At 47.2% G+C, this 21,182-nt stretch carries 14 protein-coding genes; 8 read left to right on the top strand and 6 right to left on the bottom strand.

Features of this window, described 5'->3' with window-relative positions; all coding sequences use genetic code 11:
* Window positions 1–8 precede the first annotated feature (8 nt).
* Together BLR32_RS27560 and BLR32_RS27555 are read left to right on the top strand one after the other, a co-directional pair.
* Window positions 9–2,888, top strand: coding sequence for a DEAD/DEAH box helicase (locus tag BLR32_RS27560; RefSeq protein WP_089836755.1), 2,880 nt, complete (start codon window positions 9–11; stop codon window positions 2,886–2,888).
* 82 nt (window positions 2,889–2,970) lie between these two features.
* Entirely contained in the window at window positions 2,971–4,086 is a 1,116-nt protein-coding gene (locus BLR32_RS27555; RefSeq protein ID WP_089836752.1) for a glycoside hydrolase family 5 protein, read from the top strand.
* A 1,141-nt stretch (window positions 4,087–5,227) separates the two neighbouring features.
* Here the strand turns inward: BLR32_RS27555 and secDF are convergent.
* Entirely contained in the window at window positions 5,228–8,407 is a 3,180-nt protein-coding gene (gene secDF / locus BLR32_RS27550; RefSeq protein ID WP_089836750.1) for a protein translocase subunit SecDF, read from the bottom strand.
* A 157-nt stretch (window positions 8,408–8,564) separates the two neighbouring features.
* Here secDF and BLR32_RS27545 point away from each other — a divergent pair, with 157 nt between their 5' ends.
* From BLR32_RS27545 to BLR32_RS27530, 4 genes are all read left to right on the top strand, one after another.
* Window positions 8,565–9,845 (top strand): serine hydrolase, encoded by a 1,281-nt coding sequence (locus BLR32_RS27545; protein ID WP_245705535.1) that lies wholly within the window; start codon window positions 8,565–8,567, stop codon window positions 9,843–9,845.
* A 41-nt stretch (window positions 9,846–9,886) separates the two neighbouring features.
* Complete coding sequence (locus BLR32_RS27540) at window positions 9,887–10,603, top strand: DUF4397 domain-containing protein (protein ID WP_089836748.1); 717 nt, start codon at window positions 9,887–9,889, stop codon at window positions 10,601–10,603.
* A gap of 190 nt (window positions 10,604–10,793) precedes the next feature.
* Window positions 10,794–11,993: a pyridoxal phosphate-dependent aminotransferase gene (locus BLR32_RS27535; protein ID WP_089836746.1), complete on the top strand. Its 1,200-nt coding sequence runs from the start codon at window positions 10,794–10,796 to the stop codon at window positions 11,991–11,993.
* A 121-nt stretch (window positions 11,994–12,114) separates the two neighbouring features.
* The gene (locus tag BLR32_RS27530; protein ID WP_089836744.1) at window positions 12,115–12,648 is read left to right on the top strand and encodes a DUF7935 family protein; all 534 of its coding nucleotides are present in this window, start codon (window positions 12,115–12,117) and stop codon (window positions 12,646–12,648) included.
* A gap of 19 nt (window positions 12,649–12,667) precedes the next feature.
* Here the strand turns inward: BLR32_RS27530 and BLR32_RS27525 are convergent, their stop codons facing one another.
* On the bottom strand, window positions 12,668–13,594 hold the full coding sequence (locus BLR32_RS27525) for a M23 family metallopeptidase (RefSeq protein WP_089836742.1): 927 nt from the start codon (window positions 13,592–13,594) through the stop codon (window positions 12,668–12,670).
* A 111-nt stretch (window positions 13,595–13,705) separates the two neighbouring features.
* Between BLR32_RS27525 and BLR32_RS27520 the strand changes: the two genes are divergently transcribed.
* Together BLR32_RS27520 and BLR32_RS27515 are read left to right on the top strand one after the other, a co-directional pair.
* Complete coding sequence (locus BLR32_RS27520; protein WP_089836740.1) at window positions 13,706–15,259, top strand: acyl-CoA mutase large subunit family protein; 1,554 nt, start codon at window positions 13,706–13,708, stop codon at window positions 15,257–15,259.
* Between the two features lie 107 nt (window positions 15,260–15,366).
* Window positions 15,367–16,263: a class I SAM-dependent methyltransferase gene (locus BLR32_RS27515; protein ID WP_089836738.1), complete on the top strand. Its 897-nt coding sequence runs from the start codon at window positions 15,367–15,369 to the stop codon at window positions 16,261–16,263.
* Between the two features lie 211 nt (window positions 16,264–16,474).
* Here the strand turns inward: BLR32_RS27515 and BLR32_RS27510 are convergent, their stop codons facing one another.
* The 4 genes from BLR32_RS27510 to BLR32_RS27495 form a co-directional block, all read right to left on the bottom strand.
* Complete coding sequence (locus BLR32_RS27510) at window positions 16,475–17,290, bottom strand: M57 family metalloprotease (RefSeq protein ID WP_089837242.1); 816 nt, start codon at window positions 17,288–17,290, stop codon at window positions 16,475–16,477.
* Between the two features lie 185 nt (window positions 17,291–17,475).
* A complete protein-coding gene (locus BLR32_RS27505) occupies window positions 17,476–18,306 on the bottom strand; it encodes a M57 family metalloprotease (RefSeq protein WP_089836736.1) in 831 nt (276 codons plus the stop codon).
* A 597-nt stretch (window positions 18,307–18,903) separates the two neighbouring features.
* Window positions 18,904–20,310 (bottom strand): dihydrolipoyl dehydrogenase, encoded by a 1,407-nt coding sequence (gene lpdA, locus BLR32_RS27500; protein ID WP_089836734.1) that lies wholly within the window; start codon window positions 20,308–20,310, stop codon window positions 18,904–18,906.
* Window positions 20,311–20,421: 111 nt separating this feature from the next.
* Window positions 20,422–21,099, bottom strand: coding sequence for an outer membrane lipoprotein periplasmic chaperone LolA1 (locus BLR32_RS27495; protein ID WP_089836732.1), 678 nt, complete (start codon window positions 21,097–21,099; stop codon window positions 20,422–20,424).
* Between the last annotated feature and the right edge of the window lie 83 nt (window positions 21,100–21,182).

Below are 21,182 nucleotides of genomic sequence, written 5' to 3'. Positions count from 1 at the left end.
ATTATTACATGGGGAAAACCATCACTCAAGGCAATAACAACAAACATAAAGCAACGCCTGTATTGCTGCTGGAATTACAGTCCAATCACCCTACCCCGGTGAAGATCAGTGCAGGCATTCTGAAAGAAGATGCCGGCGGCCGTACCTGCCAGCGCATGCCCCTGAACGATAAAAAGTCATTGTCCATCTTCAACACCCTGCCTGCCGGTGTGCAACACCTCCTGCAGCCCTGCACGCAGGAAGCGATGGTCTATAAAGAACTGCAACTCAAAGAGAAATTCCGGGACAATCCCGTGAAATCCCTTACCCTGCAACAATATGTGCAGGAAGGTATGCAACAATACCTGTACCACACATTGCAGCAACTGCGGCCACTGACGCCGGTACTACCCTGGTATACCATGATCACGGACGACAGTATGCTGCTCAAACATACACGGCCTGCCACGGTGAACAACTTTCCGCCGGTGCTCTCCTTTGAACTGCAACGCAGCGCTACCGGCGCATTGAGAGTGCTTGCGCTGGTCACCATCAACGGACAGGCCTTCCCGCTATCCGATTTTGAGCATTACGGATTTGTGCTCCGCAGTCGTGGGGAACTGTTCATCCTCCCTCCTGCTGCAGCCGCCACATTGGAGCAATTTCCCGGAGGATTCATGGATATCCCGTCACATGAGGAAGCCACCTTTATTGAACACACCCTGCCGGCCCTCAGTGAGCAGTACAGCGTGAATAAAAGCATCCTTTTACAAAAAGAAATTATAGACACACCGCCGGAATGTAATATCTGGCTGAGTGAACTGAATAAATCCTTCCTGGTACTGACGCCCCAGTGGCAGTACGGAAACTTCAGCATTGAGGATACCAATGAACCGGTCATTCTCAAGGCCGAAGGCGATATCCAGTATGAGATCAGGCGCCATGTAGAGGCTGAAAAAGAACTGATTGCCTTCATCCGTGGGTTGCATCCCCGTTTTGCCCAGCAACGGAATGGCTATTTCTACCTCCCTTTCGCAGATGCGGAGAAGAGCCAGTGGCTGGTGAAATGCTACCGTAAGCTGACAGACAGGAATATCGGTGTGTACGGCATGGACCAGCTGCAGCATTTCAGGTACAATACCAATGTACCCGTTATGGACGTGCGCTGGCATGGGGATGATAAGGATAGCTTTGACCTGGAAATAGACGTCCGTTACGGTGATATCCCTGTAGCACTGACAGATATTCAGAAAGCATTGCTGCACCGGCAACCGCACCTGCTGCTGAAAGACGGTACAATCGGCGTTATTCCCGACGAGTGGCTGCACAAGTATGACCTGCTCTGGAAACTGGGACAGGTCAACAAAGACAAGCTAAAGCTGTCAAGACTGCATTTTACCGTTGCCCAGGAGATGATGGAAGCCAGGGGTACCGTAGTCAAGGAAAATGACCTGGAGCAACTACGACGCCTGCAGGCAAAATCGTCCGAACACTTCCCGGTACCATCAGCCATACAGGCGCAACTCCGCACTTACCAGCAGGCCGGCTTTGAGTGGATGTGCCTCCTCGATGCCATGCGCTGGGGTGGATGCCTGGCGGATGATATGGGTCTTGGTAAGACCCTCCAGACCATCACTTTCCTGCAACATCTCTGTGAGAAATATCCCGGAGAAACACACCTCGTAGTGTGTCCTACCTCCCTTATTTATAACTGGCAGGCCGAACTGCAGAAATTTGCCCCCGGATTGCGCTACGCCGTGTATCATGGCGGCAACAGGCAGTATAATGCGGAGCATTGGAAGCAGCATCAGCTCATCATCACCAGTTATGGTACCGTGCGTAGCGATACTGCCGTTTTTACCACACATGTATTCGGGTATGTGGTGCTGGACGAAAGCCAGGTGATCAAGAATCCCTCCTCCCAGACCACGAAGGCGCTACAGGTACTACAATGCCGTAACCGACTGATCCTCAGCGGTACGCCTATCCAGAACAACACGATGGACCTCTATGCGCAGATGAACTTTGCCAATCCAGGGCTACTGGGCAACCAGGCTTTCTTTCGCTCGGAATTTGCCATGCCCATTGACAAATATGCCGATGCCGAAAAGGCAGGCCGTCTGCGTAAACTGATCTATCCATTCCTGTTGCGACGTACCAAGGAACAAATTGCACAGGATTTGCCGGATAAGACGGAGATCATTATGTGGTGCGAGATGGGCGACGAACAGCGGAAGGCTTACAACCGCATCCGCGACCTGTACAAGGCAAAACTCATGCAGCGTATCAATGAGGAAGGTATGGCTGCTAGCACGATCTATGTACTGGAAGGCCTGACCCGCCTGCGGCAGGTATGTAATGCCCCTCAGTTGGTGGCGGAAGAGTCGGATGTAACCAGCTCTGTCAAACTGGATGAACTGATGCGTGAGATCAGCGAGAACACCGGTACACATAAGGTACTCGTATTCTCACAGTTTACGGGTATGTTGCAGCTCATTGCGAAGTCGATGGAAACTGAAGGGATCCCCTTCTTTTACCTGGATGGCAGCACAAAAGCGGAACACCGTCAGCAACTGGTGAACCAGTTCCAGGAGGACGAAAATATCAGGGTATTCCTTATCAGTCTTAAGGCCGGTGGCGTGGGCCTAACCCTGACCGCTGCAGATTATGTGTATCTTGTAGACCCCTGGTGGAACCCCGCGGCAGAGCAGCAGGCTATTGACCGTACACACCGTATCGGGCAGCAGAACAAGGTATTCGCCTATAAGATGATCTGTAAAGACAGTGTGGAAGAGAAGATACTGGCCTTGCAGGAGCGAAAGAAGATGATTGCGGATGACCTGATCAGTGAAGACACTGGTTTCGTGAAAAAGCTGACAGAAGAGGATGTGGCATTCCTGTTCAGCTAACTACAATGCCTTTCGGCCTGAAAATGAATCCCTTCCGGCGAAGGCTCTTGAACGTGAACACTAATTTTCGAATATTTGTACTATGCTAAATATCTACAAATCACTTACTGCCACATTGTTCATCCTCATGCTGGCGGCCCCTTCTGCCATTGTTTTTGCACAGGATGCCCCCAGGATGCCTGAGGGATTTAACATTCAACGCGGCGTCAATATCAGTCACTGGTTGTCGCAGTCCGGTGGCCGGCATGGAGTAGCCCAGGCCGATTATTTCACTGAGAAAGATGTTGCCCTGCTGGCAGATAAAGGTTTTGATCATATCCGCATTCCTGTAGAGGAAGCGGAACTCTGGGACTATCGTGAAGAGAAGTACAAAGATGCCTGGGCACTTTTACATAAAGCGATCGGCTGGTGTAAACAATACCATCTGCGGGCGATAGTAGATATGCATATTCTCCGTAGTCATCATTTCAATTCCAAAAACATCGCGCTCTGGGAGCAATCAGCCGCGCAGGAGCGCTTTCTCCAATGCTGGCGGGAGCTGAGCGCAGAGCTGAAGAAATATCCTACCAATCTTGTTGCTTACGAGTTGCTGAATGAACCCGTGGCAGACAGTGCTTCCCAATGGAATGACCTGGCGGCGCGCGGTATTGCCCTGATCCGGGAGCTGGAGCCTAAGCGGGTGATAGTGATTGGCAGTAATCATTACCAGTCCTTCAGCACCTTTCCACAGCTAAAAGTACCTGCGGGAGATAACCGGCTGATCCTAAGTTTTCACTACTATAATCCCTTCTACTTTACGCATTATAAGGCCAGCTGGACTGCTCACAAGGATTACAGCGGCCCTGTACATTATCCCGGCGCTACTATTACTTCAAAAGAGATCGCCCAGCAACCGGCTACTATCCGCAACCTGCTGGCGGGCAGCTCAGAAGAATATGACGCTGACGTTATTGAGCAGCAGATCATGACCGCCGTGAAAGTAGCGAAGAAGCTCAAACTCCCCCTTTACTGCGGAGAGTGGGGCTGCCTCAATACTGTTAACCGCAAGGACAGGCTACACTGGTACAGGGACGTCAGAAAGACCCTGGAAAAGAACAATATTGCCTGGACTATCTGGGATTACAAAGGCGGTTTCGGCATTATCGATGACAATGGCGAGCCGGATGATAAGCTGATAAAGCTGCTGACCAGGGATTAGCCACCTTTTTCTTTATTACGTAGTATCAGATCCCGACCGGGATTAGCCACAGTGTCCTCCCTGGGAGGCATATGTGCCGGACATTTCATGTTTATAGTTCAAGGATTTGACCCCATCTCGGAGCCAAAAAAGGCACACTACTTTCGTTGCCGGCGGATCCCGCTGTTATATTCTTTCCTCCCGCCATCCCTATAACATACCATTCCTCAGAATACAGCATTAAGAATGCTTCTTTGTAGCATCTTTTCTCGCTTCTTCCATATCACTTTACCGTCATTTCCATATCATTTCACCGGCATCTCTATATCGATTCGATATAGAGATGAGCCTAAAGTGATATCCAGATGACGGTATAGCGATATGGAGATATAGAACACAAATGCTACACAAAGCGAATTTGAATCGATCTAGGATGAAGGAATGAGCGCATGAGGGCGCTGGTTAGGAATGAAATAGTACAGTCATACAATGGATGCCTGTGATTTAAAGCCATTTTTAAGCCCGTATTCCGATTTTTGCCTGATAGGAGATATAACGGTAGTAATTGGAAGCGATAGCTTAATATAGACCTCTAAAGACCGGAATTAAGGCAGATTTAGATGCGGGACATGAGAGTTTGTGGTGGCAGAGAGATGTTTGCTGCGGTTTCAGGTGGGACCACGGGCTGTACCCCTTTCCGAGGCCTGCTATTGGGCTCTGTTGGTCGTATTTAGCTTCAGAATATCTATTAAATCCCTGGTTGATCGTATCAACCTCTCCAAGGGCTAAGGCCCTTAGGTCTCCACCTGAAACCCTCCGCTACATTGGGGGGATAATAGAGGGAAGACGGGCCTTGGTTCAAGTCGCCCGCCATAGGCGGAGTTATTTGTAATACCATTAGCCTGGAATACTCCGCTACGTTGGGCGGGGTAATAGAGGAGGACAATCTTGGTTCAAGTCGCCCGCCATAGGCGGAGTTATTTGTAATACCATTAGCCTGGAATACTCCGCTACATTGGGAGGGGTAATAGAGGAGGACAATCTTGGTTCTAGCCGCTGCTTAGGTGGGCAGGTGTTTGTAACTGGGTGATCCCATGGAGCATGAAAAAAGCCCCTCGGTTGGACCGAAGGGCTTTTAATTATCAAACATTTTAGTTGAACACTACTTTTTAGCGGTAGCCGGAGCAGCTGTTTCTTTTACAGGAACAACGTCGCTTTCGTTAGACAGCTCGTTCTTCTTGTCGAAATCTACCAGTACAGGAGCCGCCACGAAGATGGAGGAGTAAGTACCGGTTACCACACCGATCAGCATTGCGAATGCAAAACCGCGGGTTACCTCACCACCGAAGATGAACAGGATCAGGATAGTCAGGAACACAGTCAGGGAAGTCATTACGGTACGGCTCAGCGTATCGTTGATGGCTTTGTTGATCACCTGGTCTCTGCTTGCACCCTTCATTACACCTGTACGGAAGTATTCGCGGATACGGTCGAACACGATCACGGTATCGTTCATGGAGAAACCAATCACGGTCAGGATCGCAGCGATGAAGTGCTGGTCAACTTCCAGTGCAAACGGAACGAAATCGCGGCAGTAAGAGAACACTGCCAGTGTTACCATCACGTCGTGCAACAGGGAGAAGATAGTACCGATTGAATATTGCCATTTGCTGAAACGCAGCAGGATGTACAGGAAGATCACGATCAGGGACAGAACGGTCGCTTTCACGGCGCCTGCACGTAAGTCGTCAGAAATGGTCGGAGATACTGTCTGGGAAGCTACGATGAACCTTGGTGAAGAGAATACTTCATAAGTCATTCCCGGCTCATAGAATTTCTTCAGACCGTTGAACAGTTTCTGTGTTACTTCTTTATCTACTGCTTCGCTCTGTTCGTCGATTTTATAGTTGGTAGTGATGCTCAGCTGGTTGCTGGTACCGATTGTCTTTACATAAGGTTCGCTACCGAATTCTTTTTCCAGTACATTACGTACTTCTTCCGCCTTCATTGGTTGTTCGAAACGAACAGTGAAGTTACGACCACCGTCGAAGTCAACACCGTGACGGAAACCATGGAAGAAAGAGGATGCGCCTAATGCGATCATCACGAATGATATGATGTAAGCGTATTTTCTCTTTCCTACGAAGTCGAAGGAAGCGTGTTTGAAGATCTTTTTAGAGATCGGAGTAAAGTATTCGAAGTGTCTTTTCTTGTTAGTCCACCAGTCAGTAACGATACGGGAAACCATGATACCGCAGAACAGAGACAGCAGCAAACCGATGATCTGTGTGGTAGCGAAGCCCAGTACCGGACCGAGACCAAAGTAGAACAGGATGATTGCAGTGAGCAGGGAGGTAATGTGACCATCCAGTACAGGTGCATAAGAACGTTTGTAACCGTCTTCTACTGCCTGTTGATAGCTCTTACCGCGGGTCAATTCATCTTTAATACGTTCGAATATGATTACGTTCGTATCCACAGCCATACCCACGGTGAGTACCAGACCAGCGATACCTGCCATCGTCAGCGTAGCACCGAGGGAAGCGAGGATACCGAAGGTGAACAGCAGGTTGAGTACCAGTGCGATGTTCGCTACCCAACCAGCAGAGTTATAGTACACCAGCATCAGGACGAAGATCACGATGAAGGAGATGATGAAAGATTTAGCACCTGCTGCGATAGATTCCTGACCGAGGGATGGTCCGACGATCTGCTCCTGAACGATTTTCGCAGGAGCCGGCATTTTACCGGATTTCAGGATGTTTGCAAGGTCGTTTGCTTCTTCCAGGGTAAAGCTACCGGAGATAGAAGAACGGCCACCTCCGATCTCACCCTGGATGGACGGAGCGGAATAAACGATGTTGTCCAGTACAACGGCTACATAGTTCAGTGTAGCAGGATTGCTTGGATCTGTAGGAGCCAGTTCGCCGGTCAGTTTTTTCCATTCTTTGGCACCAATCTGGTCCATCGTCATGGAAATTTCAGGACGGCCGCTCTGGTCGTAATCCTGTCTTGCGTCCACTACCCTTTCGCCACCTACACGTGGAGTCGGGTTGATCGGATTTACTTTGATAGCATATACCGGCAGTGGTGCGTGTTTATTTTCTTTGTCTTCAGCGCCGTATACAAACACCAGGTCTTTAGGCAGTACATTTCTTACCGCCGGGATCTGGAGGTAACGTCTGAAGGTAGCAGTATCTGTAGGGAGGATATTACCAATCACCGGCCCATAAGCGATACCTTGCTGAGGATGATATCTTGGAGCGAAAATGCTGAAGAAAGGCTCAGCTTTTGCCAGTTCAGCTCTGCGCTCAGCATCTGTTTTCAGGGAGTCAGCTTTGCCGGATTTTGCAGAGTCGTTTAAGATAGCAGTGAGGCTACCTGTAGTTGTGGTATCACCAGCAGCCTTTGCTACAGCAGCAGTAGTGTCGGCAGCCTGTTTAGCGGTACTATCAGCAGCCTTTGCAGGTGTTGTACCTACAGCAGCTTTGATAGCCTCGTTCATCGGCTGGAGAATAGTGGAGATGAACTGCTCATCATTTTTATATACCTCACGGAATTCCAGGTTAGCGCTGGCCTGGAGGTATTTTCTCACGCGCTCAGGATTGTCAACACCTGCCAGTTCCACAGAGATAATACCTTTACTCTCGTCCAGGCTGATGTTTGGAGATGACACCCCGAATTTATCGATACGTTTCTGCAACACCAGGTAAGTATTTTTGATGGCTGCGCTTGCCTCACGGCGGATCACATCCAGTACTTTGCTGTTGCTTGTAGTGAAGTCAATGTCTTTCTGGTATGCATTGGCAAAAATGGTAGCAAGACGGCCCTGCGGCTGTACTTCCTCGTATGCCTTCCCGAACAATGTAACGAAGTCAGACTGACTGGTTTTCTTACGCTGTACAGCCAGATCCAGGGCTTTGTTGAAAGCCGCATCCTGTGAATGACCGCTCAGTGAACGGATCACATCTTCCACACTTACGTCCAGTACTACGTTCATACCACCCTGAAGGTCAAGCCCCAGGTTCAGCTCTTTTTCTTTGGCTTTTTCATAAGTAACATACCAAGGAAAACCCGCCATTTCTTTGTTGCTGGTACTGTCCAGAATCCTTTGTCTTCTTTCCTTCACCAGGTCTGCCAGTGAGTCCTCATAAACAGCCTGCAGCTCTTTATTACCAGGATACTTCTGTTCAGCAGTTGGGAATGATTTGCTAATATCACTCTGAGCTTGCGCAACTACTTTCTTCTCGTAGCCACGTACCAAAAACGTGAACGACAAATAATACACAGAGATAAGGATCAATGCACCGGCAAAAAATCTAACCAGTCCTTTAAGTTGCATATTGTTTCGGGTTTATAAAAATTTTTTAAGAGTTGCAAAGATAGAATTTAAATTGATATATTAAAGCCGTTCCACGGTAGAAAAGGAAAAAGGTAGAAATAGTTGATTATCAGTACATAATACCCTTACTTTCCTGCCAAAAATTAATCTTTATTGTATGCGTCGTTCTATTTTTCTCTGGTTGATGCTATTCTTTGCAGCCTGCAATACTAATAAAAATATGGGAACAAGGCATTATCCTGTTAAAGACTCTTTTCTCGATACCCTTTTAAGTGCGCATGCGGACAGGCTGGGGCCTGTGTTCCGGCAACCGCAGGACTTTGGTTTACAGATCATTTACACCCGGATAGACCGGGATGCGGCGAACCGGCCGCATTTCACTGATTATTATTACCGGGTGGACACTGGCCGGTATTTCTACCCTGCCTCCACCGTAAAACTGGCCGCAGCCGCCCTCGCCCTGGAAAAGCTGAATGACTTGAACATTCCGGGCCTGGACAGGCATACACCCATGTTCACCGACAGCCTGAAGGATATTACGCCTGAAGTATTGTCAGATACGACTGCTCCCGGCGGACTACCTTCAGTAGGGCAATATATTAAAAAAATATTATTGGTTAGCGACAATGATGCCTATAACCGGTTGTATGAGTTCATCGGGCAGGAGACCTTTAATAAGAGATTGTGGGAGAAGGGCTTTACGGATGTCCAGATAAAACACCGGGTGGGGATTACGGGAGTAGACCCCGAGGAAAACCGGCATACCAACCCCGTCACCTTCCGCCAGGGCGACCGGGTGATATACAGTCAGCCGGAAGGTTACAGCCACCTCTCCTTCTCTCCCCGACATGACCTGATGGGCAAAGGATACTATAATGACAAGGACGAGCTGGTGAACAGTCCTATGGATGCCTCCCAGAAGAACAGGGTACCGCTGGCCGACCTCCATGGGATCCTCCGGCAGATAATTTTTCCGGAAGCTGTAACAAAAAAACATCGATTCCGTTTAAAGGATAGCGATTACCAGTTTTTGTATCACTGTATGTCTGCTCAACCGGAAGAATCAGCGTATCCCCGTTATGACACAGCAGAATTCCATCACAATTATGTGAAATTCCTGTTATTCGGAGGGGTACAAGGCAACAACATTAATGCGAACATTCGTAGTTTCAATAAACCTGGCTGGGCATATGGATTTCTGACAGACGTAGCCTATATAGCGGACTTCACACATCATGTAGAATTCATGCTGTCGGCCACTGTATATGTAAATGAAGACGGCATTTTAAGCGACAAACATTATCAGTTCGAAGAAACGGGGAAGCCATTCTTAAAAGCATTGGGCGAAATTATTTATGAGTATGAACTACAACGTACGAAAAAACATCTTCCGGATCTGTCTAAATTCAGGTTCGATTATACCAAAGATCTTGAATAACCTTTTATAACCAAATCAAACTCGCACTAAAAGATAGCAAAATGACAACTAAAAAAACTCGTGTTTGGGCAATAGCGGCCCTTGTGACAGCGGTAACCAGCTTCAGCGCCTGCTTAAAAAGTGACAACGTAACACCTCAGCGGGACAGGGCTGCGGTAGCTATTATCAATGGTATCCTCACCAGCGGAGACCTGGATTTTTATGATAACAGCACCAAAGTGAATAACAATGCCCTTTCTATTGGTTTTACCTATATCGGATATCCTATTTACGGAGGCATCCGTACGTTCTCCTTTAAAAAGGCCGGCCAGACTACTGACTTTGTAGCGGTAACCAACCTGTATGATTCCCTGACATATAATACAGTAGTGGCTTATGGCGACTCTACTGCTCCGCAGATGAGAAGCATTAAAGATGATTTCACCGGTGCTAAAGAAACTGCTGTGAACATCCGTTTCTTCCATCTGAGCCCTTCTGCCGGTCCTGTTGACCTATACATCGACGATGTAAAAGTAGACAGCAACCGCACTTACGTGGGTACCAGTGGTTTCAGAACAGCATTCACTCCGTTGACTAAATCAGTTTACACCAACAATATCAAGGTAAAAACAGCAGGTACAAGCACGGTGCTGGCAGAAAACTCTTCTCCAAGCGCCAGCTTCTCCAACGGCAGGGTTTATACCATTACCCTGATAGGTTCCAAAGATTATACAGACAAGAGAAAATTAACTGTAAATAGTTTGTACAGTCTTTACTAGTCTGTAAAAACTACGTATATACACAAGCAGGCGGCCGGGATCAACAGCAAAGTTGATCCCGGCTGCTTTTTTGTTACAGTGTATCTCTGTACATCCCATTTCTCCATTATAGCTTTCTTTTTTTTCTACTATGACACTTGCAAATTTATTGTAGGTTTGTCTCCAGTTAACCCTATAAAACTGTTATTGTATGAAGGAAATGGAACTCGCCGAAAGGCTGTCGAGGATATCCGAGCCTCAAACGATTAAGATGGCTAAATTAAGCCGTGAGCTGAAAGCCCAGGGTATAGACATTGTAGATCTGAGCATTGGAGAGCCTGATTTTGACACACCTGCCCATATCAGGGAGGCTGCAAAGAAAGCCATCGATGAAGGCTTTACACATTATACGCCTGTTGCGGGTATTCCGGAACTGCGCAAGGCTGTGGTGCACAAGCTGCAGCGCGATAACGGACTGGAATATACGCCTGAACAGATCGTGGTGTCAACAGGCGCAAAGCAGAGCATAGCCAACGCAGTACTGAGTATCATCAATCCTGGTGATGAAGTGATCATCCCTACTCCCTACTGGGTTACTTATTCAGAACTGGTGAAACTCTGCCAGGGAGAAGTAGTATTCATTCCCTGCAGTATCGAAAACAAGTATAAGATCACGCCTGCCCAGCTGGAAGCGGCCATTACACCGAAGACAAAACTGTTTATGTTTTCTTCTCCCTGTAATCCAACCGGCTCCGTATACAGCAAGGAAGAGCTGAAAGCGCTGGCGGATGTATTTGCAAAACATCCCCAGATCTATATCATGGCCGACGAGATCTATGAATATATCAACTATGTTGGTAAACACGAAAGCATTGCCCAGTTTGAAGGCATGCAGGAACGTACCATCATCATCAATGGTCTCAGTAAAGGCTTTGCCATGACTGGCTGGCGTCTTGGCTACCTGGCCGCTCCAAAGGCGCTGGCAAAAGCTGCTGAGAATATCCAGAGCCAGTTCACTTCTGCTACCAGCTCTATTACCCAGCGTGCTGCTGTTGCCGCCCTCAATGGCGATCTGACTACTGCACATGCGATGGTGGATGAGTTCAGGAAAAGACGTGCTTTCGTTTTCGAACAGCTCAGCAACATACCTGGGCTGAAACTGATCGAGCCGGACGGCGCATTCTATATGTTCCCGGATGTAAGCGCATTCTTTGGTAAATCCTACGACGGTGAGGTGATCAAAAATGCAGATGATGTATGTATGTACCTGCTGCATAAAGTGAACGTTTCTACTGTAACAGGAGCCGCCTTTGAACAGCCTGACTGTATCCGCCTCTCCTATGCTACTTCCATGGCGAAACTGGAGGAAGGTATGAAACGCCTGAAAGAAGGGTTTGCACAATTAAGCTGATCATTAAATCATCATTAATATTTGTAGCTCCGGTATCATCAAATGCCGGAGCTTTCTATTTTTGGAAACCCTTGCATATTAATTCATTTCCATATATTTGCATCTGTAATAATCAATCTGAATGGGCAACATTTCTAATAGCACTTTGCTATTTATCGTACTGGGCGCCGGTGTGCTGGCAATCCTTTATATGACCTTAAAAGACATGATCCGCAAACCGGAAGCCGCTCCCGCGCCAGCGGAAAATGCATCAAAACCAGCTGTTGATAAAGCGATCCTGCCATTACAGCTGCAGGCTTATGAGCGCCTGGTATTGCTGGTAGAGCGTATTAACCTGCAGAACCTGATCGGACGCATATTCCAGCCGGGATTAACAGCAGTAGATATGCAGGTGGGCCTGGTACAAACTATTAAAGCTGAATATGAACACAACATTGCTCAGCAGATCTATGTGTCTCCTATCGCCTGGGAAGCGGTAAAAACACTGAAAGAACAAACCATCACCATCATCAACCAGGTAGCGAGCCAGCTTCCTCCTGATGCTACGGCAATGGACCTGAACAAACAGATACTGGAAATATTCCTGCAGGCGGAAACTTCTCCTTCCGAACTGACTTCACAGATATTAAATGCAGAAGCTAAACGGTTATTTTAACCGCTTAGCTTCTCTATAATTACTTCTTCACCATCTGTACCCGCTGGGGTCTTATCACTTCATACAGCAGATACCCTCTTCCGTTAAAATGGATATAGCGGGGTGGCGACAAATACCAGGGGATGCCCGGCACTTTTACATGCGCCTGTATATGCAGATGAGGTTCTGAACTGAATCCTGAGTTACCCACACATCCCAGGGGATCTCCCTGCTTTACCACATCTCCTTCTTTTACGATCACACTGCCATGTTTCAGATGGGCCAGGAACACATAGCTGTTCACCGTTTCTATCAGCACCTGGTTGGTATTGTGCGGTCCCCTGATCATGTCAGGCGGAATATTGTCCGGATCGTCCCCTATGGCTTTGACAATACGGCCGTCACAGGGACTGTACAGCGTATCGCCGTATATTTCGTAATCTTCCAGGCGGCGGCTGAATATCGCCCTGGCTCTACTGCCATTAGGCCTCAACTTCACGATATCCATGGCATATATTGCTCCACGCAGACTGTAATGGAACAGGTTTGTAGGCAGCCCCTTTCCCCCCTGCAATACAAAATACCGGCCTGTCTTCAGTGGGAAAGCCAGGTCTATAGCCCGCGCCTTTCCTGTTGTACCGGTAAAGTACAGGATGCTAAGCGTGATGAACAATGCCGAAAAGAACATATTACCGATAAAACGCCATACACGTGGCACGGGTGTATTTTTCTTTTTGCGAAAGAAGCCCAGTAACAGGGTTAGCAGCAGACAGATGCCAAATCCCCATTTAGCATCAACACTAAGGTAAATCCAGGTACCATAGAGATAAATAAACAGGCCGAGGGAAAGTCCCAGGATAAACAGTGACCAGCCATGCCGGAAGATCCTGCCGGATGCAACAAAGACCAGGAAAATGCTTAGAAGAGCCAGGGCAAATGTGAGTAGTAACAAAGCGTAAATAAACATGGCTTATCAGAAAAAAACTTTTTGCAAATTATCAAATTTGAGCTCCACCGCAATGCCGTAATAATTATGTAACATTGCTCTTACGACATTTCATTCCACGAAAATCAGATTATGAAAGATAGTATCAAAACAGATGCCGGTATCACGATTGCACCTGTATATACCGAACCAGTGCCGATGCAGGAGTTACCTGGCGAATTTCCTTTTACAAGGGGTGTACACGCTTCCATGTACCGGGATAAGCTGTGGACAATGCGGCAGTATGCGGGATTCAGCACTGCAGAAGCTTCCAACGAACGTTATCACTACTTACTACAGCAGGGAGTAATGGGTCTCAGCGTGGCTTTTGACCTGCCTACCCAGATTGGCTATGATTCTGATCATGCCATGTCGGAGGGCGAGGTGGGGAAAGTGGGCGTTGCTATCGACTCACTGGAGGATATGGAGCGCCTCTTCAAAGGCATCAAACTGGAGGAGATCTCCACCTCCATGACCATCAATGCCACTGGCTTTATCTTACTTGCGCTCTATATTGCCCTGGCCAAAAAGCAGGGCGCTGATCTGAAGAAGATCTCCGGTACCATTCAGAATGATATTCTAAAAGAATATGCTGCCCGGGGAACCTTCATCTATCCGCCCAAGCCTTCTATGCGGCTCATTACCGACATCTTTGATTATTGCAGTCGTGAGGTACCTAAATGGAATACCATCTCCATCTCCGGCTATCATATCCGCGAAGCGGGTGCTAATGCGGTGCAGGAGCTGGCGTTTACGCTTGCTAACGGTAAGGCGTATCTAAAAGCAGCATTGGACAAGGGGCTGGATATAAATGTCTTCGCCCGCCGTCTCTCCTTCTTCTTTAATGCGCATAATCACCTGTTTGAGGAGGTAGCCAAATTCCGTGCTGCCCGTCGTATGTGGGCGCATATAACGAAAGGAATGGGAGCGACAGATCCCAAGGCACAGATGTTACGTTTTCATACACAAACAGGCGGCAGTACATTAACAGCACAGCAGCCGCACAACAACATCGTGCGGGTGACGGTGCAGACATTGGCGGCAACGCTGGGTGGTACGCAGTCGCTGCATACCAATGGCTACGACGAGGCGCTGTCCCTTCCTACAGAAGCCGCGGCACGTATCGCGTTGCGTACGCAGCAGATTGTGGGGTATGAGAGCGGTGTTGCAGATACGGTGGATCCGCTGGCGGGATCTTACTATGTGGAAGCGCTGACAAATGAAGTAGAGTCCCGTGCATGGGAGCTGATTGAACGGATAGATGTGATGGGAGGCGCTGTTAGTGCGATTGAGCAAGGGTTTATGCAGGATGAGATAGCAAGGAGTGCTTATCGTTATCAGCAGGAGATTGAGAATGGAGAGAAGATCATCGTGGGGATGAATAAATTCGCTGTGCGCGAAGATGTTGGTACAGAGGTGTTCCGGATCGATGATAGTATCAGGCAGGTGCAAACCGAGCGACTGCAGGCGTTACGGGCCAAACGGGATAATACTGCGGTGGCAGCATTGTTGCAGCGCCTGGAAAATGCGGCACATACAGACGAGAACCTGATGCCGATTGTAGTGGAGGCGGTGGAGGCGTACTGTACGCTGGGAGAGATTGCGGATACTCTGAGGAAGGTGTGGGGAGAGTATAAGGGAGTTTGATTATTTACTACAGTAGTTCCCTTTCATTGGACTACTGGTTATAGTTGTTTGCCGTGCAATTCGCATTTGATCATCTGTAATTCATAATAGTATTGTATTTTTAGGCCATGTCTTCTATTTATTATAACGCCTGCCCGGTGTGTGGGGCGGGCAATATACACAAGGTACTGACTGCCAGGGATTATACTGTATCGGGCGAATCGTTTGACATCTATCATTGCGGGCATTGCAGCGGAAGGTTTACCCAACATGTTCCGGGCCCTGCGGAGATAGGACGTTACTATCAATCACAGGATTATATCTCTCATTCTGAGACACGCAAGGGATTGATTAACCGCTTGTATCATAGCGTGAGAAAGATCACGATGCGTTCCAAACAGAATTGGGTGAAGGCTGCCACAGGACTCAAACAAGGTACACTGCTGGATATAGGTTGTGGTACCGGCGCCTTCCTTCACTATATGAAACAACTTGGCTGGCAGGTAACTGGCCTGGAACCTGACGACATCGCCAGGAATAATGCCAAAACACTTTATAATATTGAACCACTGCCATCTTCTGAACTGTTCTCCTTACCGGCGCAACAGTTCGATGCGATCACCATGTGGCACGTGCTTGAACATGTGCATTCCCTGCACGATTATTTAAGACAGATCCGTACGCTGCTGAAACCAGAAGGCTCTCTCATCATTGCAGTGCCGAATTATACATCTCCGGATGCAGAACATTATCAATCATTCTGGGCTGCTTATGATGTACCACGCCACCTTTATCACTTCTCCCCTTCTTCTATGGAAGTCTTGCTGAAACAACATAAGATCCGGATCGTGCGTAAACACCCGATGGTGTTTGATGGATTCTATGTGAGCCTGCTCAGTGAGAAATACAAGACCGGTGGTAATGGATTGTTTAAAGGCTTCTGGAACGGGTTTATATCTTACAGGAAAGGACTCAAAAATGTAGATCGATGCAGCTCTGTTGTATATGAGTGTAAAGCTGAATAAACAGTACTGTATAACAGGATAGTACCGCAGTATAGTATAACAGTACAGTACAACATTGCGGTAACTTCTATTCTATATAAAAAGGCAGAGACGTAGTTATTCGCTACGTCTCTGCTTTTTTTTAACGATAGCCACAGCAACAGTACCTGAAGGTATGCTGCCCTGTACTATCGTCGTTGCTCATGCATCAGCTAATAAGGGATCTTATTAATTAATACAAATAGTTGAGTGCGATAAGGTCGTTTGCATTGAACGTACGATCGCCACCATTAGAGCATGCCAGCATCCAGGAGTTGGCATCAAATCCTGTTGGCGTTCCGGGAATATGGATAGCACCATAACCGGCATCACCTTCATTCACGTTCTGACCACAGCTGCTACGCGTGTCGTAATCTGTATGACGGAAGCCGATACAGTGGCCGATCTCGTGTTGGATCACAGAACCTACATACAGTACATTTGGATTTGTTCCGTATGCCTGCCGGTGAGTGTTCATCAGGACCTGGCTATACGGATTGCCTGCTGCTGTAGGGAAACCAGAAGATCCCAATGTGATAAAACCACCGCTGGGTCCCTGAGAGAAGCCCTGGATAGTGATATCAGCAGTACCACTGGTAATGCGGGTGAAAGTGATATTCAGACCCGCCCTGTTATAACGGGCAATAGCTGTGTCAGTACCTGCTACATAAGCAGCACCGAGGCCGCTTACCAGCACGGTAATATTACGGCTACCTGATACTGATACCAGGTTGGTAGTGCGATACTGCTCGCTTTCTGCCACCCTTAAAATAGGACTGTTGACTTTTGTATTCAGATTTTCTTCTGTCAACACGATATCATTTTCCACGAGATAACCTCCGGCTACTTTTCTTACATTGTCAGTACCAAATCCCAGGGCATAGATCTTCGCTTTTGTTTCATCAGAGATCTCTGACGTTGCCGTCGATTTTACTGCATCTTTTTTACAGGAAACCATCAGTGTACCTGCCAGCAGACAGATGAAGGCGCCTATTACGTGCTTACGCATATCGTTTAAGTGTTTTAATATTTTATACAGATTGTGCTCATGCATCAGAGGATACGGGCTGTAATATCAGTCTACATGGTATCGTTTTCAACTTATATCCATCTTAGTTCACCCAGGAGTGATGTCAGTTCTATTGAAACAATATCAGTCTACCTGATATCAATGCTGTTCTTCTGATAGCGGGATTAATACAGATAGTTCAAAGCAGTGATATCGTTAGCATTAAAGGTACGGTTGCCACCGTTAGAGCAGGCCAGCATCCAGGAGTTGGAGCTAAAACCGCTTGGTGTGCCAGGGATCAGGATAGCGCCCACGCCCGCAGAACCTTCATTAGTAGCAGTACCGCCGCAGCTGAGTGAACGGTTATAATAATCGGTATGACGGAAACCGATACAGTGACCGATCTCGTGCTGGATAACAGATCCTACGTACAATACGTTTGGATTAGAACCGTATGCTGCTGAGTTGGTGTTCATCTGAATAGAGTTGTAAGGATTACCGCTGCTGGTAGGGAAACCGGAAGATCCCAGGGTGATGTAACCACCACTTGGTCCCTGGTTGAAGCCGGAGATAGTGATATTGGCGGTGCCGCTGGTGATACGTCTGAAGGTGATGGTCAATCCCAGTCTGTTGTAACGTGCGATAGCAGTGTCTGTACCTGCAACGAAAGCAGTACCGAGGTTAGATACCCTGATGGTGATCACGCGGGGTAAACCGGTTACCAGGTTGTTGGTGCGGTATTGCTCTTCTTTGGCAGTGCGTAAGAATGGGCTGTTCACCTTTGTTGTAAGGTCGTTTTCGCTCAGTAAGATGTCGCCTTCCACGAGATAGCCGCCATCTACTTTACGTACTTCAGCAGTGCTGAATCCGAGGGCACTGATCTGGTCCAGTGTTGTCTGAGAGACACCTGCTTCATTGGTCGTTTTAGCGGGTGCACTTTCTTTTTTACAGGAAACGATACAGGCGCTTGCTCCTGCCATCAGGCAAAAGAGGGCCGTTAATGTGTGTTTACGCATACATTGTAAGATTTGGGTTTCGATAAAATGAAGATATTATTAGCTGATCAGCTGATGATAAATGTACCGGCCATAGGTAACTTATTCAGTACCGGCTGATGACAATTACCAGTAGCAGGACTGCAGTGGGTGGGCTGCGTACCGCAAGGACATATCATTCCCCGGAGACCGAAGGGCAAAAGATTAACTCTTGTTGCGTTCATGGAATACGTACATTGTTCATCAGTAGATATAGCTAACCTGACAGATAAATTTACTTAGCTCATGCTTTCATTTTTGTAAAGCAAGACATGCGGCAACTCGCGATTTACCGCGTCATTGCTGGATTTTCGATTATTTGATTACTCGGGTAACACCGGGTGTGCCCGGCTGTAGACTTTCGACTTTTAGTGCTCGATTTTTTAGTGTTTAGATTTCAGTTGCTCTATATCAATATTACAACTTTCCGTGATACTCAGAAAATAAAAGTTAAATGGAACTTAAAGAACAGGGATTGACGAAGTAAGCGCCTGGATATGTATGCAGAAGGGCGTGAAGGATTACGAAAAAAGCCCTCCTGCAAAGCAGAAGGGCTTCTCAATATAGAAGAGTTAATTATTACAGGTGAATCGCCTCGCCGTAAGCAACCTCGATCGCATCTTTTACAGATTCGCTCATGGTTGGGTGAGGATGGATTGAATTCAGCACTTCCTGATAAGTAGTCTCCAGTGTACGGGCAGTTACTGTCTGCGCAATGATTTCGGTAACGTTAGCACCGATCATGTGTGTACCCAGCCACTCACCGTATTTAGCATCGAAGATCACTTTGATGAAACCTTCTGGTGCGCTGGCAGCAGTAGCTTTACCGGAAGCAGAGAATGGGAATTTACCTACTTTCACTTCGTAACCTGCTTCTTTCGCAGCTTTCTCAGTGTAACCTACAGATGCGATTTCCGGAGCACAGTAAGTACAGCCAGGAATGTTCATATAATCGATAGGTGCTGGTAAATGTGCGTATTTCTTTTCGTTGTAAGCAATTGCTTCCACGCATACGATACCTTCTTTAGAAGCAACGTGTGCAAGCGCCTGACCAGGTACCATGTCGCCGATAGCGTATACGCCTGGAACGTTGGTCTGGTAGTATTTGTCAACGAGTACTTTACCCTTGTCGGTTTTAACACCCAGTCCTTCCAGACCGAGGTTCTCGATGTTAGCAGCGATACCAACAGCGCTCAGTACTACGTCAGCTTCCAGGAAGATCTCACCGGTAGCAGTTTTCACTTTAGCTTTCACGCCTTCGCCTGCAGCTTCTACAGCTTCAACGGAAGCGTTGGTCATGATCTCGATACCTTTCTTCTTGTAGATCTTTTCCAGTTCTTTAGAGATATCCTCATCTTCAACCGGAACGATACGCGGCATGAACTCAACGATGGTCACTTTAGTGCCCAGGGTTGCATAGAAGTAGGCAAATTCAACGCCGATAGCGCCGGAACCTACAACGATCATGGATTTAGGCTGTTTTGGCAGTACCATTGCTTCACGGTAGCCAATTACCTTCTTACCATCTATTTTCAGATTTGGCAGTTCACGGGAACGTGCACCTGTTGCCAGGATAACATATTTCGCTTCGTGTATTGCAACTTTACCGTCTTTATCAGTTACTTCGACCTGGCTTTTGGATTTCATCTTAGCCGTACCCATCAGCACTTCGATCTTGTTTTTCTTCATCAGGAACTGTACGCCCTTGCTCATCTTATCAGCTACACCACGACTACGCTTGATTACAGCGTCAAAATCAGCACTACCCTCACCTACGTTAATTCCGTAAGTTTTAGCGTGCTGTATATATTCCAGGACCTGTGCAGACTTCAGTAATGCTTTCGTGGGAATACAACCCCAGTTCAAACAAATACCGCCCAGGCTCTCTCTTTCAACGATTGCCGTCTTAAATCCCAGCTGAGAAGCACGGATAGCAGCCACATATCCGCCAGGGCCACTACCAATTACGATTACGTCGTATGCCATATTGCTTAATTTTAATTTAAACTTGCCAAAGGTAATAATAAAATGGAAAAAGCCCGGCCAAAAATAGCCGGGCTTTTATTGTCTCCGGTTGTACGAAGACCCTTCAATATTTTAGCGGAGGTCTACCACTTCTACACCTGGATACTTTTTAGGATCGAAGCTGAAAGTCGCGTCTGATACGTTTGTATTAGGCGTAAAGCTGGTGATCTCATATGTATAGTGATTGCCGTTCTTTTCAAAAACCCTCATTTTGGAGATGCTCTGGTTCTTTTTATCGATAGACACGATCACTTTAAATACGTTCTTGGACTTGTCTGTAGGCGTCATTTCGATGTTCTGCAGCACCTTGCCTTTCTCAGTAGTTTCTCCATCCAGGCGGTACAGATAGTCTTTATCGTAGAAATTGGTGAACAGTTTAGCTGGCGACAGGGAAGAGCTATTTGGATCTACATTATTGATTGTTACCTCGTTAGCATCTTTCGCGTATGTCCAGGAAGTTTTGTTGTCGCTGATGATCTCCTGACCATCCAGGTTCACTTTATATTTTGCACCTTTCAGATAAACGGTACCTTTCTTAGAATCTGTTACACTATTGTTAGCACCTTCTATTTTCAATACAAAATTGGCCACCACTGATTTCAACTGTGAAAATTTCTTGCTTACACCGTCCAGGATTGCCTTTGCTTTAGGGTCATTCTTTCCCAGGCTGTTCAGGCTTGCTTTGGACTGAGCCATTCCATTCGTTACTACACCGCCTGCTAATATGGCCAATAATAAAATTCTCTTCATTTTTCGTAAGTTTTATTTTCTGCTGTTTGTAAAGACAAATGTTATGCCGATACCCCTCTGTCTTAAGTTAATATAAAGCCAAA

This window comes from Chitinophaga filiformis, from assembly GCF_900102545.1.
Taxonomy (GTDB): domain Bacteria; phylum Bacteroidota; class Bacteroidia; order Chitinophagales; family Chitinophagaceae; genus Chitinophaga; species Chitinophaga filiformis.
The sequence above is the reverse complement of the archived record's forward strand: the minus strand, read 5'-3'. Positions and strand labels throughout refer to the sequence as shown.

Bases quoted from the DNA above. Each gene is read 5' to 3' on its own strand.
- BLR32_RS27545 (WP_245705535.1), top strand. From the start codon at position 8,565: ATGCGTCGTTCTATTTTTCTCTGGTTGATGCTATTCTTTGCAGCCTGC.
- BLR32_RS27520 (WP_089836740.1), top strand. From the start codon at position 13,706: ATGAAAGATAGTATCAAAACAGATGCCGGTATCACGATTGCACCTGTA.
- BLR32_RS27495 (WP_089836732.1), bottom strand. From the start codon at position 21,099: ATGAAGAGAATTTTATTATTGGCCATATTAGCAGGCGGTGTAGTAACG.
- BLR32_RS27535 (WP_089836746.1), top strand. From the start codon at position 10,794: ATGAAGGAAATGGAACTCGCCGAAAGGCTGTCGAGGATATCCGAGCCT.
- BLR32_RS27515 (WP_089836738.1), top strand. From the start codon at position 15,367: ATGTCTTCTATTTATTATAACGCCTGCCCGGTGTGTGGGGCGGGCAAT.
- lpdA (WP_089836734.1), bottom strand. From the start codon at position 20,310: ATGGCATACGACGTAATCGTAATTGGTAGTGGCCCTGGCGGATATGTG.
- BLR32_RS27540 (WP_089836748.1), top strand. From the start codon at position 9,887: ATGACAACTAAAAAAACTCGTGTTTGGGCAATAGCGGCCCTTGTGACA.
- BLR32_RS27510 (WP_089837242.1), bottom strand. From the start codon at position 17,290: ATGCGTAAGCACGTAATAGGCGCCTTCATCTGTCTGCTGGCAGGTACA.
- BLR32_RS27560 (WP_089836755.1), top strand. From the start codon at position 9: ATGGGGAAAACCATCACTCAAGGCAATAACAACAAACATAAAGCAACG.
- secDF (WP_089836750.1), bottom strand. From the start codon at position 8,407: ATGCAACTTAAAGGACTGGTTAGATTTTTTGCCGGTGCATTGATCCTT.
- BLR32_RS27525 (WP_089836742.1), bottom strand. From the start codon at position 13,594: ATGTTTATTTACGCTTTGTTACTACTCACATTTGCCCTGGCTCTTCTA.
- BLR32_RS27555 (WP_089836752.1), top strand. From the start codon at position 2,971: ATGCTAAATATCTACAAATCACTTACTGCCACATTGTTCATCCTCATG.
- BLR32_RS27505 (WP_089836736.1), bottom strand. From the start codon at position 18,306: ATGCGTAAACACACATTAACGGCCCTCTTTTGCCTGATGGCAGGAGCA.
- BLR32_RS27530 (WP_089836744.1), top strand. From the start codon at position 12,115: ATGGGCAACATTTCTAATAGCACTTTGCTATTTATCGTACTGGGCGCC.